Raw genomic sequence first — 17,469 nt, 5'->3', positions numbered from 1 at the left:
TGTCAAAAAATTCTTATAAGTATAATTTTCCGTGTGATTTTATCTATTTAAAATAACATCAGTATAGAAATCATACCCCATGCCAAATATCTCCATCATTGATGCATCAAGACGGATGTCACCCAATTTGTTGTCCTTTAAAGGAGTGTATTCAACCAAAACATGCACCACTCCATTAGTTGGCTGAACGTCAGACGTTGCAACCGGTGCTGATGAAAAATAAGTTCGTGTAGGGTCTGATGGATCTATTAACGGAGCTATACACAATTGACGATAACCTGCATATCTAATCGCGTTTGCAGAGTTAAAAACAACACCCACGTTTAAAAGATCGCCGTTATACCCGTAATAGTAACCACCAGGATATAATGGCCTCAAATCAAAGTCCAGCTGCGGGAAATCTTTTAACAGATATTTTCCTTTAATAATATATCGCATAAGGAACTTTTTCCAAATTGCTGGTTTAATATCAGACAATGTCTTAATTGTATCCCTGTTAAGATCATATAAGTTCTGGTTAAGACGATATTGCAAAAGGGGGATCTTACCATTTACAATGCCGATAGTGCGTCTGATGACTTCGTCTGTTGGAGCAAAGAAAGTTATACTCTCTTTAGAGAATACTTCTTCCATTCCAGCTAACTTAATTACCTGAACTACAGAATCAAATTTAACCGGATTAGATTGCAAATATTGCAACACAGTACCATTAAATTGCGGGTTGGCAAGACCGCCATCTTTGTAATATTTGTCTTTTGAACAAGACGACACCGTTATAGTTAGTACTACAGAACAAACTATAAGAGTAATATATTTTTTTGTAAAGTTTCTCATTTGCTTAATTATATTATTCTAAACCAGAGCCTATCCAATATGCGTTTAAAGTCATAAGTGGATTGTTACTTAAAGCTGAACCGTCAATTGGCCATGTCCAACCACCTCTGGCAAATTTGTCTGAAGTAAGTGGGTTTTCAGTATAGTTTCTGCTTGTAATTCTTTTAGTCCTAACTAAATCAAAATAGTGAGTACCCTCTCCCATTAATTCCTTAGCGCGCTCATAAAATATAGCGTCTTTAAGAGAATAGGGCTCGCCGTTAGGATTTGGAAAATCAGCCGTTACAGCCCTTCTTCTAATCTTGTTCAACATATCAGTTGCTCTGTCATTAATGTTCAGCTCAGCTAAAGCTTCTGCCCGAAGTAAAATAACGTCGGCATAACGGAAAATTAAGAAAGTGTTATCCGGTAATCCGTTAACCGCACCTGCACTACCGTCGATAGGGCTGTTGTTAGCAAACTTCTTCAATTGGAAGGTCTCGGCATTTTGGTTAAAGGCGTCTTCAAACCAAATACTAAGTCTCAAATCGTTAAGTTCAGGATACAATTTTTTCATGTACTCCGCTGTAAAAACAGCCGGGCTACTACGGTTATCATACTCTGGCAATTTATATGGAAAATGCGTAAATGCCTCGCCAATTGGAGCTAAATTAAATGGAATAGCAGATCCGTAGTTAGCGCTGTTAAATAACTCAAATAGACCTTCCTCAGAACGACCTTTTGTCACAAGAGCCCACTCGCTCAGGGTGTATAATCTTGGTGACTTGAAAATGTCGGCCTGAGTCATCAATTCTGCACCTAGTGCTTCAGTTTCCTGATAGTAACCAGTTTTGCCTGCGGCGTCAAAACCAGCATTCCACATGTTCATGTTCATCAATAAGGCTATAATAGCAGCTTTACTTGCTCTAACAGAGCGATTAGTGGGGTCTGATATCATCAACGGCAGATCGTTTTTCGCCGTTTTAAGATCAGCGATACACTTCTTTAATACTGATACCATATTCTCCCTCGGAAGCGGATCTTTTTGGAAAGCTGAAGTATAATAAACCACATCACCGTACAGCCTTACCATAGTAAAGTAGCAGTAGTTACGTACAAATTTCGCCTCAGCAATGTAAGCCTTAGTTTGATCCTGATTAAGAGCGGGAATGCCGTCTTGTAGCTTTTCAATTAAGATGTTGGCACTTTGTATCACCTGATAATACTCATTCCATCTGGTAAGGTTTCCAAATTGGGTGGGGTTAGTATTACCTTGATCATCCCTGTCAAATAATGCAGCCAGAAGCAACCTGTCACTACGGGTGCCATTTACCTGGATAGTTTGCAAACCAGGAGTAGTTTGTGAATTTGGAATTCTGTTACGGTGCCCGCCTAATAAAGCAATGTCACCTCTGATAACACGGCTGTTTACACCGTTTGAAGAAGGAACTACTTCACCTGAGCGAAACTCGCCGGTTGCGCCTGCTGTATTAGTTTGTGTATATTTAACATAAAGCCTTCCATACATATCTGTGATATTGGACTCAACATCTTGCACAGATTTGTAATAGTTATTTCCGGTTACCTTATCGATAGGCGTGATATCCAGAAATTTCTTACAGCTGTATTGTGATGCGATCACCAAAAGCACTAAGCAAAAAATAATCTTTTTCATATCTTCTCTCTATAATTTTTATTAAAAATTGACATTAAGACCTAGTGTATAAGTACGAGGGTTTGGATACGCACCATCGATATCTTTACCTAAATTATTAACGTTTTCAACGTTAGGGCCAGAGTATGGCGTAAATACTGCCAAATTGCTTGCCGTAAACGTGGTTCTGATCGCATTAAGACCTAAGCGCTTTACAAGATCTTTAGGTAAGTTGTAAGACAACGTTGCCTGATTGATTTTGAAATAGCTACCATCTTCTTGCCATAACGTTTGCTCACCTCTAAAATTGTTCAAATATGTCTCATGTGCATAGTTGTAAACATTAGCATATGTTGCCCCTGCATCACCAGCACCTCTCCATATACGAAGGTTGCCCGGTGTAGGTACGGCGTTTGTACCAAAAGGGTTGCTTAATGCTACTAAACGTTGTGCCAATGAATTATTTAATACAGAGCGTACTGCAGTGTAAGAACAGTATACATTTAGTGAAAATTGTCCGTAGCCTAAAGTGTTACTAAAACCACCAGTGATAAGTGGCTGAGTGTTGCCAGTCACGGTTCTATCTCTAACGTCAATTACATAGTCACCATTCAAATCCTGAATTCGGGCGTCGCCACCTTGATAAGAATAAAGTGTGTTGTTACTAACAAGGTTTCTCATTCTTATACCTCTAACGGGGTCAACCGGTACTTGCGCTGTAGAAGCATAAACACCTTGGTTAGTAAATAGGTAGTTAGATAAGGAGTTACGGCCCACACGTTTTGCTAAGAATTGACCGGTTATGTCAAGTCCATTTGAGTTAGAAATATCAATGTATTGTCCGTTAAAAATGGCAGGTAATTTAGTTAACACGTCATAGTTCAATGCACCGTTAACGTTTATTGTCCATTTAAGTTTCGCACTTTGCTTAAGCGGGCGGATAGTCAAGGCTAACTCATAACCGTAGTTAGAAATAGCGCCGTCGTTACTCTGGAAACTTCCAAAGGCAAGTGTGTTTGGCAAATTAATAGAAACCAAATCGTTAGTTACAGCTTTGTAGTAGGTATCAAAAGTAATATCTAAATGGCTGTTAAATAATGAAGCATCAAAACCTAAGTTGTATTGAAGAACCTTTTTAGGTAACAAATTAGGGTTAGGCACTCTACCAAAATCAATACCTATCCGGGGTTGATTGTTGTAAAAACCACTTGGATTGTATTTACCATAAATGTCTTCTAAGTTACCTATCGGATAAATGTTTTGACCGACACTCATCCTTAATGAAGCCTGATCAAGCCATTTAGAAGTGTGGTTAGCAATCCAGTCCTCTTTAGTAATGTTCCATCTAAAACCAACTGATGGGTTTTTAGTATACGGATCAACCGGACCATTTGCTGAAGATCCATCCAAACGATAGGTAAGGTCAATTACATATTTCTTTTTAAAGTCATAAGTAAATGCAAATGCATAAGAGGCGTTTCTGATGTTATAAAAGTTGTTCAATACACCGGCCCCCCTGGATAAGTTACCATCGTATCCGCTTGGCCCTTCAAACTGATCGTTTGGAGTACCTTGGATACGAGTATAGCTTTGTTGTCTTTTCTTGAAGTAAACCTCGTTAAATACGTTAAAAAACAAATTGTGTTGGCCTAATGGCTTAGTATAGGTTAAGTTGTTACGATTGTATAACTCAGAAGTAAAACCATAAAAGTTATCAATTCTTGCAAATTGACCGTTTGCAGCGGCTGGTAAAAACTTATCTTGAGTTTCAATGTCATAAGTATAGTTACCGCTTGTTTGCAAGCTTAATCCCGGTGCAAGTTCATAGCTGGCGTTTAAGTTAGCACTTAAGTTTTTAGGGCCAGAGCTTTCTCTGATATTTAAACTTGAAAGTACATCACTTGTTGCTAAAAGAAATGATGGGCCAGGCTGTAATGTAGATTTGTTACCGTTTGAGTTAACCACCGATTGTAATACCTGATTACCACTACCCGACCTGATTCTAGCCATTGAAGTTCTGATTTGACCAAAGAAACTCAATTTTGAAGATGGTTTAAACTCCATGTTCATGTTCATGCTGTAGTTCTCAAAACCTGTTTTTTCAATCAAACCAGATTGAGAGAAGTATTTCAAGTTAACTTTATAGTTAAATCTCGCATCACCACCGTCTAACGCAATGTTGTGGGTAGTATTGAACTTGTTAGAATAGAATATGCCTTGCCAGTTAGTTGAATTGTTGTAAAATGCATTCAAACTATCTGAAAGAAATTGTGTGTTGCTTAGTAAATATTTCTCATTATTTATACCGTAAGTGTTAATCTGTCCAACTTTAAAAGATCTTTCTGCAGCGCCGCCAAGTGTTTCGCGTAGTTTAGGAACAGCTGACATGTAAAACATTGCTGAATATCTGATAACAGGTACTTTTGATTTACCCCTTACGGTTTGGATCAAAATTACACCGTAGGCACCTCTTGAACCGTACAACGCTGTCGCTGTTGCATCTTTCAAAATTTCCATACTGGCAATATCCTCTTGAGGGATTAATGATAGTGGACTCACGCCAGGACCTTGTTGATCAAACCCAAACTCAGAAGCTTTATCAGCATCTAAAGGCACACCGTCAATTACGTATAAAGGTGATGTTGGCTGTAAATAGGTATTATCACCTGAACCCGTTGTAGCAATAGTAGATAAACCACGAATGTTTACAGAACCACGCATACCCGGAGCACCCGTATTGTTCTGAATATTTAAACCGGCTACTTTACCTTGTAACAATTGCTCAACGTTACCAACCGGGTTGTCTTGAACTTCTTTACCGGTAATAATGTATGACGAGCCTGTTGTTTGATCACGGTTACGTTTAACGTAACCACGAATTACAACCTCGTTGGCTTGCTTTGCATCCGTAGCCATGTTAATGTTTACGGTAGTTTCGCCAGGTAGTAGTTTATGACTTTGAGCGCCGTAGCTTACAAAGGTAAACGTAAGTACAGAGCCTTCGTTAACGGTAACGGAATACTTACCGTTAATATCCGCTTGTGTTTTACCCCCTTCGGCCTGGGTGCCAATAGTGGCGCCTGTTAATGGTTCTTTTGTTACTGCGTCTAAAATGGTACCTTTTACAGTTACCTTTTTAACTTGCGCCATCAAATTCTGGCACATAAGTAGGCAGCAGAAAAACATTAACGGCCAAATAATTTGTTTTCTCATTGTATATTAGTTTTTAGTCATTAGGGTTTCTAATCGTTATCAAACTTAGGGTTGGCGGTTTTAAAGTGGAATACGATTTCCCAATCACCCTTTTCGAAAATTGCAAAATCCAGTAGAATTCTTCCTGTTTCCCTTACGTTACCAAAACCTGTACGGGTGAAACTAAATTCAGCGTGAGCTGTTTCTCCACCATTACGGTTAGCAACACCACCAACGGTGTATTTGGTAGGTATCCTGGCCAAAGGAATTGGATAAGCAACGTTATATTCTACATACGTATGGGTTTGGTCAAATCCCGGAGCTGTACCCGCCGGATTAAAGCCATGTACCTGATCAATCCATTTAGTTGCATTAAATCTGAAAGGATCAATAGCAGCAGAGTCTTTATCTAAAAACTTAAATCTTAATCTGTGGCCAATAGCAGCCGCATTCCCAGCCGGATCTACAAACTTACGAATGTATAAGTATACAATACCTTTATCAATGCTTCTGCCATCAATAAATTGATTGTTTGCGGCATTTCTGATATTTTGAATATTAGCAAAGTTACGTACAGGCTGACCACCCGCAGGAAGCTGTGTATTAGGCTTACCCGTAGTTTTGTTATAATCATCATTAGGTATGTAAGGTTGATCTCTTACAGGTGTAACTATCAAATTTTTTATAATTCTTGATCCCCCGCTGTTAGTAACTTTTATATCAATATAGTTATTGTTTTGTGGCAGGACTACAGTATCTGCTGGTTGTATAAGCGCAGGCGTCGCTGTGTACCATAAAACTAAATCACCATTACCGCGGGTTTCTAATAAACGGTGAGTTTCAATTTTTCTTTTAGCTTCTATTTGGGCCAAACTTGTTTCTGTACCGCTGTACTCACCAGTCCATACCAATGTTGGTTGTTCTGTCAGTAAAAAGTTGGCTGGATTACCATCCCCTTTTCGTGGGTTGAGGATCTGAAAGGTTATCGGAAAACTTGAGTTGGCAGCGTTAAAGATGTTACCACCATTTAAAACGGTGGTTCTGCCTAATATCGGTCTGAACTCTTTACTTGTATAATCTGCCTGAGGGCTCAGATAGTTTTTCTCATCGGGAAGATTAAATATCTTCCTGCAACCAGAAAAAGCAATTACAGATGCTAACAATATAAAAGCTTTATATTTCATTGTGTTTTGCATAACATGGTTTACTTTAAACATTTTCTTAATTATAATTGCTCCCTATAGTTCATGGTCCATTCTGATATTTGGAACAAATCATCCAAAGTTGAACCGGTACCAGTTTGCAAAATACGCAATCTGTAACCTTTATAATACTGAGTATTTGGGAAATCAAATGTCTTTAGTTGGTAATTGGTTGTCCAATCTTGGTCTTGACGAATGTCCAATTGTACCCAAACTGCAGTAGCACTTTCAGGATCATCTTTTGTACCGTCTATCGCAAATGCTCTAGGATCACGGCCTCTGTTACCTTTAGAGTCATTAGCGGTAGTTATCGTATAACTGTTCGACAGCTTTTCAATATTATTGCCATTAATGTCCCTAGGTTTCCAGTATATTGTTGGATACAGTGACTTCTGCACACTTGCTTTTGATATAAACTTAGTCAAAACGCTACCATCAAATAATCTGATCAAAGTTTCACCCGGTGAAACACCACCGTCCACGTAATTTAAATCAGAAGGAAACTTAACGTAAAACAAATCAGTTTTTACATTAAATACTGACGGCGGTGGCGGAACGAAGGTCATTCTTGAAACAAATTCCTCAAATCCGAAAGTGTGATCTGGTTTCAATAGGTGAACTACGCCATTCTTGGTTTTTATGTTTACAGAAGTAGTGGTAGTTTTTTGCCATCTGTCAACAAATAAACTTCTTTTGGTATTAGCAAATTCAATAATCTCCGAACCACCGTTTTGATAACCTTGAGCATCAGCATATACACGCTGACCATGCATTGGGAAACCACCACGTACGGCATTAATAAATAAACCATCGCCGATTGCAAAATCAGCCGCTAAATATTGCTTACGGATAATGTACCTAGATACAATAGTATCTAACATAATACTATCCTGTTTAGCTTTAGCTTTTTGCTTAGACCCAATAACCAATTTATCGCCCGCTGCAAGTTGCGATAAATAAATTGCCGGTTGGCCAGCGGCCCTACGTACAATATTTAAGTTGGCTATAGCAATTTGAAAACTGCTATTTTGTGGCGCAAACAATGTAATGTTACTGTCTGTCAAAGTTTTGGCAATACCCATTTTATCTACTAATAATAAAAGGGAATCGTAAACACCAGTTTTACTTTTTAAATACTGATAAGTGTTAAGTGAAACTGAAGGAGTGGTAACAGTTTGGTCATAAAACCCCTTCTCCTTTTTACAGCTTGTTTGAGATACCAAAGCAACAACAGCCATTGTTGCAATGTACCTTCCTAATAAGTTTGATCTTTTCATGTCTCTATTCGCTTTCTATATTACTTCCAGAATGAATTTTGCGTTATCAGCGGGTTTTGAGCAATAATTTCTTTTGCTATAGGCCAATAAATAGCGCCCGTGCTGATCATTTGCATAAATTGAGGATTGTTTTGTTTGATCTTTTCGTATCTAACCCTATCATACCAACGATGCCCCTCGCCCATAAATTCTTTTTGACGCTCTTTAAAAATAGCTTCAATAACAGGACCGTGTTTTGCAGCACTGTAAGGGGTGTAATCATTTTGATCGTTATTACGTATACCTACCTGGTCAACGTTATATCTATATTTTCTAACTGCATTTAAATCGTTAATAGCTAGTGTAGTTTCACCTAACACGGCGTAAGCTTCAGCCCTTAATAAGGTAACATCTTCAAAACGGGTTAATAAAATTGAACTTGAGAAAATTCTGAAAGTTGGATCTTTCTCGCCGCCCATGATAGATTTTATCTTAGCAAAAATAGGATACCTGCCCTGGAAGTTGGTAAAATAACCTTGTTTGGTAAGCGCGTCCGCGTAAGTTATACCTGTGGTATCTATCACAAACCGAGCGTCATTGGGCTCTTTGAAAATAGACAAAATTGAATCCTTGGGAACGTAGATATCTGGTACGTTTTTGTTAACTACAGGAGCAGCCAGTGTTAACGACTCAATATTACCTGTAAAGGCAGCATCTTGGTTATCCCAAACAAAACTTAAGCCGAATAACTGAGCAGGATTAGCAGTGTTTGCTTGTTTATAAAATATACCAGCAGGATCTGTCAAGGTCGGTGCACTTACATAACCATTGTTGTATGCAGATGCTCCGCTACCGATAAGAGATGGGTTTCTGGCAGGGAACTCAGTCATTACTATACGAGTATATTTAACAACGTCGGCATATTTACCTTGCCATGCAGCAACCTGTGCTGCCATTGCATATGCGCCTAATTTTGCAATTAATGCGCCACCCCATCTGCCCGAACCTTGGTTGTAGTATTGTCCAGGTTGTTGCAAGTCATTCGCACTGTATACATAAGGTAGTTCAAGCGCGGCAGCTTCCATTTCACCTTGTGCATAAGATAATACTGCACCTTGACTAGTTCTGGGTCTGTTTTCAAACGTCCCGTCATGTGTAGTAAGAATCAATGGCACATCGCCCCATATTCTTGCCATGTAAAAATACGCGAATGCCCTTAAAAATCTAATTTGAGCAAGATCAACCTGCATATTATTGGATGTGTAGCGAGGGTCTTTCTTTTTTACCTCGCCAATACGCTCAATAAAAGTGTTAGCAGCATTAACAACTGCATAAAATCTTCTCCAGTTAGAAAGTTGATTAACAACCGGGTAAGATGCGTTAAGGTCATTATTAACAACAGCCTTTAAATCCTGACGGACAGGGCTTACAAAATTACCCATACGAACGTCGCCGTATATCCAATGGCCGTTATTATCGGCAAGTGCTGCTCTTGTTAACCCGTATACACCCATGATACCTGCACGGGCATCTTCAAGTGTATTCCAATAATTAACCTCATTTACAACGCGTGATGAAGCAACATCTAATGATTTTTTACAGCTATTAGAAGCAATAAGGGTAAAAAAGATCAGACTTAGCAAAATTATTTTTTTCATTTCATCTATTTTAAACGGTATACAATATTTTGTCTACGCTATCAATTAAAAGTCTAATTTAACACCTAAAACAAAGGTTCTCGGAATCTGCATTCCGTAACCGGTGTCATATCCTGTGTAGTTAACCAGCTCTGGATCCTGACCTGTATATTTAGTCATTGTGAATACATTACTTACGCTACCATATATATAGAATTTTTGTAGGTCAATATACTTCATCTTAAATTTGCTGGTCAAGTCATAACCAATTGACAACGTACGCAATTTGATAAATGAAGCGTCTTCTAAAAATAACGACTGATTTACCTGGTAAGGTGCTACAGAACTTGCCGGGTTATAAATAGGGTATTTAGAATACTCTCCTCTTTTTTCCCAATAAGTAATGTCTCTAGCAGAGTTGATATCATTTACGCCCTCACGGTTATAAAAGTCAAATCTGTTAGCCATTTCCTGGTTCATCAGTTTACGGCCCAAATTATAATAGAAATTTAAACCCAAAGTCCATCTTTTGTAAGTGAAATCGTTATTCCAACCACCTGATACTGTAGGCAATGAGTGGCCTTGTAAAGTCCTGTCAGCATCAGTAATGGCGTTATCACCATTTACATCCTGCCATCTTGGATCACCCGCTTTTAACGCAATGCCATTGTAAGCTAATTTTTTACCGCCTACTGAAGGTACTTCAGCATCTGTATTATAAATGCCTTGATTGTTTAACAACCAGTAGCTGTCAACAGATGAACCTACTTTAAGCAATCTGTCGCCCATAGCAATTTGGTTTAAACCACCCGGCAAGGCAGTTAAAGTGTTTTTGTTTAGGTTAACATTTAATGATGTTGTCCATGAAACTTTGCTACCAGCCGGCAATATCACGCCAGTAACTGCCGCGTCAACACCTGTGTTACGAATAGCCATACCATTTTTGATAACAGTAGTATAACCATACTCAGCCGCTGAAGGAACACCTAATAACATGTTTTTGTCATGTTTGTAATAAGCATTTAAGCTTAAATAAAGGCGTTTGTTAAATAAAGCCGCATCTAAACCAAGGCTAGCTTGATCAGTGTACGCCCACTTTAAATTATATGGTACATAACCTGCCGTGTAAGGGCGCGCCAAGGCTGCAATGCCATTGTAACCGGGTGTTATTAAATTACCGGTATAGCCGATAAATGCACTGTATTGTGGGCCTTGAGAATAATTATCAAAGTTTTCAAATCTGCCCATTCTCCCAATGCTACCTCGTACGCTTAATTCAGAAACAGATTTGCTTTCAGCAAAGAAATCTCTTTTCAAATCCCAGCCCGCAGTTAATACAGGTGAGTAGTACCAACGGTCTGTTGGTTGTTGGGTAGAAGAAGCATCAGCTCTTAACAATAATGAAAAGTTGTAGGTGCCTTTGAAAGAGTAATCAACTTTACCATAAAAAGAAGTAACGTTGCTTCTGGTTTTGTCTAAGAATTTATAAACCAATTGACTTCTGTAAACAGTAGGTGTCAAATATTCTGGTTTGCTTGGATCAGAATTCAACAAGTTTAATTTTATGAAGTCGTTGCTTCCTTTATAAGCATAACCATAAGTATATCTATGGAAATCATACTGAAATGTATTTCCTAAAGTAAACTCAAATTTGTTGTCCGCGTTGATATCATGGCTATAGGTAGCAACGTTATCGATAGTAGCACGTTGGTTATATCCAAAATAGTTTGATGCGTAGTTTGTTGTTTGCAACAATGTTCTTGGATAGAAAATATCACGGTAGCCTTCATTGTAGTCGATGGCTAAAGTGGTGATAAATTTAAACTTACCTAAATCGATAGCAAATTTAGCGTAGCCATTTACAAGGTTTGATTTGTTATCATCAAAACCACTACCAAATTGACCTAAGTATTGTTGATACTTAACCTTGTTTGGAGTTAGTGGAGTGCTTAGATCTGGTATGTAGTTGATTTGAGCCAATCTATCACGAATATTTCTGTTACGTGCACGGATAATACGGTTCCCATTAACCATTGCGCTAAACGCTAACCATTTTAGTGGTTTCATGTTGATCAAGAAACGAGTGTCATAACGATCCAGGTTAGTTTTATCAGCAACACCGCCGTTTTTAGTATTACCTAAAGAGAAACGGAAGTTAGCCAACTCGTTACCACCGCTAATACTAGCATTTACACTGTAAACCGCGCTGCTACCATAATAAACGTCATTCCAGTTAGCAGGACCATAATAGTCATTGCTTAATGAGTCGCTCAAAAATATTGGATAGTTGTCGTTAGGAGAGAACGATCCGTTAGCAGTATACTTGTTGTAAAACTGTTTTCTGAAATTATTTTCAAATCTGCCGTTGATGGTGGTAACAGCGTTAGGAGTAGCAACACCTGCATAGGTATCAAAAGTAATTCGTCTTCTGGTGCCTGCAGACTTGGTAGTTATTAAGATAACGCCGTTTGCCGCTTTTGGGCCATAAATAGCAGTACCATCAAGGCCTTTTAATACCTCTACAGATTTGATATTTGCAAAGTTAATACCAGCTAACATATTTGTTGCAGGGCCAATTCTGTCAAATTTGTACTGTTGAATATCAAAAGCGTAAGGATGCTCTTGCACCATTGGCACGCCGTCAATAACTACAAGTGGTTGCGTTGCATACAACTCACGTGCAGACAACAAAGGTTGAGACGTTCCATGTATAAACATGTTTTGAACGGTTCCGGGCTCGCCGGATGGCTCTTGTACATACAAACCAGCAGCAGCTCCTTTTAAATATTGCTGTAATGAAACAGCCGGGAACGTTGATAATTTATCAACATCGGTATCATTTGTCTTAGACTTCAGTCTTTTCGAAATGATTGCCTTAGCCGGCACAACACCTACCGGTATTGTATCAATAGCTGTCGAATCAATAGCAGCTTTACGGGTACTGTCTTGAAAGGCCACTCTGAGTGAGCCATGAGTCGAGACACGTGCGTACGTAGCTGTATTGCCAAAGGAGTACGTATTTGTACATAGCACACCAAGGAAAGTTATAATTGCAATAATGCGCATAACAGATAATTAAGTATTAACTGATTAAAAAACTGTTTATTAATTGTGTATTCTAGTGAGATTTCTAATCGCCAAAAAATTAGCTAACAACCCCGAAAAAGAAGCTGTAAACTATATTATATTGAAAATCAGAATATTAAATCTATTTGGCTTTAGAACTTTAGATTTTAGCTAAACTAAAAGCCGCACTAACTACCGTCAGTCGGTTTTCGTTGTTTAATTGCCAAGAAATAGCGCCAGGAGGATTCACTCCGAAGGGTTTTTGTAAATTTTTGATCATAGCATGGTTTATAATAGTTAAATAATGATTCGTTAGGGCAATAAAAATAAATTGGTTGTATATAAATTGGCTGTGAACGAACGTAACATTGCTGTTATGAAACATTCACTTTGACAATGATACAAAATTAAATCTGATATATTCCAAATATATTTTAAAATAATCGCACTTTTTTAGTTAAAAAGAGACATAGTTTTTTTTTTGATCTTTATACAGGACACAATGCACTGTGTCAGCTTGATCATAACACTCAGTTTGCTACTTTACAGGCGGTTATGTGATGACATAAGGCCGAATTAAACTATTTTGAATTTATACAGTCTGACAAAAAATAGCAATAGCATCTAACCCGAAGCTTTTGTGTAACCTTTATGTTAAACCTTTCCATCTATCAATAAAATTATGTTTTTTTACGTCGCTAACTGATCGCGCGATATTGACTATAAACAATAGCCAAAACACAGCTAATAAACCTAACCTATACTATTACGATGAAAATAAACCGCTTATACATTAAACTTGGACTGTTCTGTTCAATAATTTCACTGTTCGCCTTTACACCGCAGGCTGATGACCCACTTGACAAGTTAGTAGCAGCACTTCAAAAATGGACGGACACCTATCCCCAAGAAAAAGTATATCTTCATATGGATAAGCCTTATTATGCGCTTGGCGATACCATTTGGTTTAAGGGATACATTACGATAGGTAGCAGGCATCAGCTTTCAAAATTGAGCGGATCGTTACACGTTGACTTTATTACAGAACAAGACTCACTAATACGATCGCTTAAGTTACCGATAGTCTCAGGCATGGTGGTTGGCGAATTTAATTTGAGCGACGATTTTAAAGAAGGCAGTTATCGTATACGGGCCTACACGCAATGGATGCGTAACGCAGGCGAAGAATATTTTTTTGATAAAACGTTTACGGTGGGTAGTTTAACCAGCAATATCGTTGCCAAAGCTGATTATCAATATAAAACTGTTAACAACAAAGCCATCCTAACCGCAGTTTTAAACTATACAGACGACAATGGCAGGGCTCTTGCCGAACGCAGCATAAAATACCAGATAATTATAGACAAAACAGTAATGGATACCAAGGTAACCAAAACCGACGCCTTGGGAAGCTTGATGATAAATATTGAAAACGATAAACGTGCTAACCTTAGTGGCGCCTACATACGCACTATTATTGAAGACAGTAACAAGCAAACTATTATCCGTGATTTTCCTATCAAAGCGGGGCTGGTTCAATCTGACATTCAGTTCTTCCCGGAGAGCGGAAGCTTGATAGCAGGGGTATCATCTCGGGTTGGCTTTAAAGCGACTGGGGTTGATGGTACCGGCACACCTATTAAAGGCACCGTGGTTGACCAAAGCAATGCGGAGGTTGCCCAAATAGAAACACTACACGCCGGCATGGGTAACTTTTTGTTACGCCCCGAAGCCGGCAAAAGCTACACAGCCAATTTAACCTTTGCTGATGGATCTACAAAAGCTGTAGCGCTGCCAAAAGTTGTAAATGAGGGTTACGTACTTGGTGTTTATCAGCCTAATAAAGATAGTATATTGGTAAGGATTGGTGCATCGGCAAAAATAATAGCCGCGGCACAGGACGTGCTCTTTATTGCGCAAACTAGTGGCGAGACGATTTTTGCGACGCCAGTGAAGATAGCTAAAGCGTCTACGTCAATATGGCTAGAGAAAAAATCGTTCCCGAGTGGTGTAGCGCAATTTACGCTGTTTGACAATACCGGACAGCCGCTTAACGAGCGCGTAGCATTTATCAGGAGCAATGACGTGATGCAGGTAACGGTAAAATCGGCTAAGGCGACCTACAAAGCCAAAGAAGCTGTTGCAGTGTCTTTAGAAGCCAAAGACAGCAAAGGCTTGGGCGTTCCGGGCAACTTTTCGGTTTCTGTTATTGACGAGACCAAAGTACCGGGCGGCGACGATATAGAGAGCACTATATTTTCAAACTTGTTGTTAACCTCCGATTTAAAAGGTTACATCGAAAAGGCTAACTACTACTTTGCTAAAGAAGGCGATGACGTTGATCGCGCTTTAGACAACCTGATGCTTACGCAAGGTTACCGCAAATTTACGTGGAGCAAGTTGGCTGCTATGAATAATGCTAAACCAGCGTACGAGGCCGAAGATCTTGGGGTTAAAATATCGGGCAAGGTTTACACGCTTGGTAATAAGCTATTGCCGGGAGCCACAGTAGATATGATATCACTTAGAGCGGGCATAAGCAAAAGTGCCACTACAGATGCCGAGGGCCGCTTTAGTTTTGGAGGCATACTTTTACAGGATAGTATTAAGTTTGCTATACAAGCCCGTAATGGCAAAAGCGATAAGGTTAAAATAGTTATAGACACCTTGCCTAAAGTTAGAATAGGCATTAACCCCAATTTTGGCGATGTGAGCACCAACATAAGTGCAACGCTAAAAGCATATCTTGAAAACATTAAAAAGCAGGACGATTTTTACGAGAGAACAGGCCAGCTAGACAAGGTGCAACGACTTAGAGAGGTGCGTATTAAAGCTAAACGAGAAAAAGCCGAATCGAACATTACGCCACAAGGCATGTTCCAAATTCCGGAAGTATCTGCTGATAAGGTGATACGGTTTTCTGAGTCTGAGGCTGACTTGTGCCTTAACTTATCAATGTGTTTACAAGCGAGATTGCCTGGTGTAAGAGTTGAATCAAACATGGGTTACACTACGATAACCGACCTAAGAGGCGAAAGGCTGGGGCTAATACTTGATGGCCGTAAAATAAACCAGCTTGACGAAATTTCTGAAATTTTAGAAGGAAGCGTCCCTCCAACCGATGTTGCTAAGATCTTAATGGTTAGGACAAACATGGCTGCCAAGAATGTACTGGGTGGTGATGGCGCCGGATATGTAATGATTATAACCAAACTGGGTACCGCACGCAAGCTTTACATTCCAAACATAGCTAATGTAACGCCCAAGGGCTTTAATAAGGTACGCGAGTTTTATATGCCTAAATATACCGCAGCTAACGCCACACAGGCCGACCTGCGTACAACAATTTACTGGGACCCACGTATCAAAACCGATGTAAACGGCAAAACAGCCTTTACCTATTTTAATGCTGATGGCCCGGGCACCTACAAAGTTGTAGTCGAGGGCGTAAATGCTGCCGGGGAGTTGGGCAGACAGGTTTATAGATATACGGTAAAGTAATATTAGATTATTTAATCATTTTGAAGCGGGCAGCGAAAGCACCCGCTTTTTTCGTTACTCCCATTAGGCGACTCCGGTGAGTCTAATTAACCTGCGAGCCTAAGGCAGCCTGCTGCTTTTTACCACTAAACAAATGGTGCGCGTTAAATACCAATACCGAAACGAAGATTAGCGAGTAGGCAATAATTTGCACTTGGCTAATGCGTTCGCGATAAAGCAAGCCTGCCAGTGTAAACCCTATAATGGGATTGATATTTAACAACATACCCAGAGTTGAGGAAGTCAACTTCTTAAGCGCAAACAGGTTTAAAAACAGTGGGATTATAGTAAACGCTACCGCGATAATTTCTATATAAAAATAAAACTCACCTTCGGCCGGAACCGGCCCGCCCAACCTCGGATAAAATAATAGTAAAATAAGAGCTGATAGCACGATATGGAAGGTAAGAACTATAAATTTATCAAACCCTTTATTTTGACGCTGGCTAACCAAATAAGCCGCATAGCTAAGCCCTATTATTATGCTATAAAACATATCAATAATATTTGAGTAGGATAGCAATAAGCAGGATGCCAGACTTAGCCCTATGGCACCCCATTGCGGCTTGCTTAATCTTTCGCGCAAAATGGCCCAGGCCAAAAGGGTGGTTAAAATTGGGCAAACCAAATAGGCTAACGATGCCGCTTTGATACTTACGTGATTTAGCACGTAAATAAACGAAAACCAGTTAATGGTTAACAATATACTCCCGCCTACATTCAGCAGTAATATCTTGCGTTTTTTATAAGCAGGTAATGCTTTGTAAGTGTTGATTGTCTCATTAACAGCCTGACGCTTAAATAGCGCTACTATAATCAGCATTAAGATAGCACAGCTAAAAACCCGGTAAAACAAAATATCGACTGACGGATATGCGGCCAGCGGCTTTAGCACCAAGCTAAAAAAGCCCCAGGTAGCGTAGGCTATAATAGCCGCCAGATAGTATTTAGTATTATTCAAAGCCTACTAGTATTTAATAAGCAGGCAAATATCAAAAAACACATTGGCCGCAATGACACGGGAGTGTTAAAATTGAGCTGAATTGCGATCTTTATGATACCACCATAACCACATTTGTGCTACATATGCATCATTCCTGCCTAAATTT

9 protein-coding genes are annotated in these 17,469 nt (G+C 39.2%); 1 reads left to right on the top strand and 8 read right to left on the bottom strand.

Translation table 11 applies throughout. The annotated features are described in order from the left end of the window. Positions 1–39: 39 nt before the first annotated feature. From ACFSYC_RS14365 to ACFSYC_RS14335, 7 genes are read right to left on the bottom strand one after another with little or no spacing between them, the layout of a single operon-like run. Entirely contained in the window at positions 40–834 is a 795-nt protein-coding gene (locus ACFSYC_RS14365) for a fasciclin domain-containing protein (protein WP_377129030.1), read from the bottom strand. Positions 835–847: 13 nt separating this feature from the next. Continuing rightward, the gene (locus tag ACFSYC_RS14360) at positions 848–2,488 is read right to left on the bottom strand and encodes a RagB/SusD family nutrient uptake outer membrane protein (protein WP_377129028.1); all 1,641 of its coding nucleotides are present in this window, start codon (positions 2,486–2,488) and stop codon (positions 848–850) included. A 21-nt stretch (positions 2,489–2,509) separates the two neighbouring features. Beyond that, positions 2,510–5,680 carry a SusC/RagA family TonB-linked outer membrane protein gene (locus tag ACFSYC_RS14355; protein ID WP_377129026.1) on the bottom strand — a complete coding sequence of 1,057 codons (3,171 nt, stop codon included), beginning with the start codon at positions 5,678–5,680 and terminating at the stop codon, positions 2,510–2,512. 29 nt (positions 5,681–5,709) lie between these two features. Further along, positions 5,710–6,843, bottom strand: coding sequence for a DUF5007 domain-containing protein (locus ACFSYC_RS14350; protein ID WP_377129023.1), 1,134 nt, complete (start codon positions 6,841–6,843; stop codon positions 5,710–5,712). Positions 6,844–6,884: 41 nt separating this feature from the next. Beyond that, positions 6,885–8,138, bottom strand: a complete 1,254-nt coding sequence (locus tag ACFSYC_RS14345; protein ID WP_377129021.1) for a fasciclin domain-containing protein — start codon at positions 8,136–8,138, stop codon at positions 6,885–6,887. A gap of 20 nt (positions 8,139–8,158) precedes the next feature. Beyond that, positions 8,159–9,775, bottom strand: coding sequence for a RagB/SusD family nutrient uptake outer membrane protein (locus tag ACFSYC_RS14340; protein ID WP_377129018.1), 1,617 nt, complete (start codon positions 9,773–9,775; stop codon positions 8,159–8,161). A gap of 45 nt (positions 9,776–9,820) precedes the next feature. Then, positions 9,821–12,820 (bottom strand): SusC/RagA family TonB-linked outer membrane protein, encoded by a 3,000-nt coding sequence (locus tag ACFSYC_RS14335; RefSeq protein WP_377129015.1) that lies wholly within the window; start codon positions 12,818–12,820, stop codon positions 9,821–9,823. Positions 12,821–13,591: 771 nt separating this feature from the next. On the opposite strand from ACFSYC_RS14335, the gene ACFSYC_RS14330 reads away from it, so the two are divergent. Then, on the top strand, positions 13,592–16,321 hold the full coding sequence (locus tag ACFSYC_RS14330) for a carboxypeptidase-like regulatory domain-containing protein (RefSeq protein ID WP_377129012.1): 2,730 nt from the start codon (positions 13,592–13,594) through the stop codon (positions 16,319–16,321). An 82-nt stretch (positions 16,322–16,403) separates the two neighbouring features. On the opposite strand, the gene ACFSYC_RS14325 is transcribed toward ACFSYC_RS14330, so the two are convergent. Then, complete coding sequence (locus ACFSYC_RS14325; protein ID WP_377129009.1) at positions 16,404–17,321, bottom strand: EamA family transporter; 918 nt, start codon at positions 17,319–17,321, stop codon at positions 16,404–16,406. Positions 17,322–17,469 lie beyond the last annotated feature (148 nt).

The sequence above is a fragment of the Mucilaginibacter antarcticus genome, from assembly GCF_042686155.1.
In the GTDB taxonomy this organism is placed as follows: domain Bacteria; phylum Bacteroidota; class Bacteroidia; order Sphingobacteriales; family Sphingobacteriaceae; genus Mucilaginibacter; species Mucilaginibacter antarcticus.
This window is presented reverse-complemented; position numbering and strand designations above follow the sequence as displayed.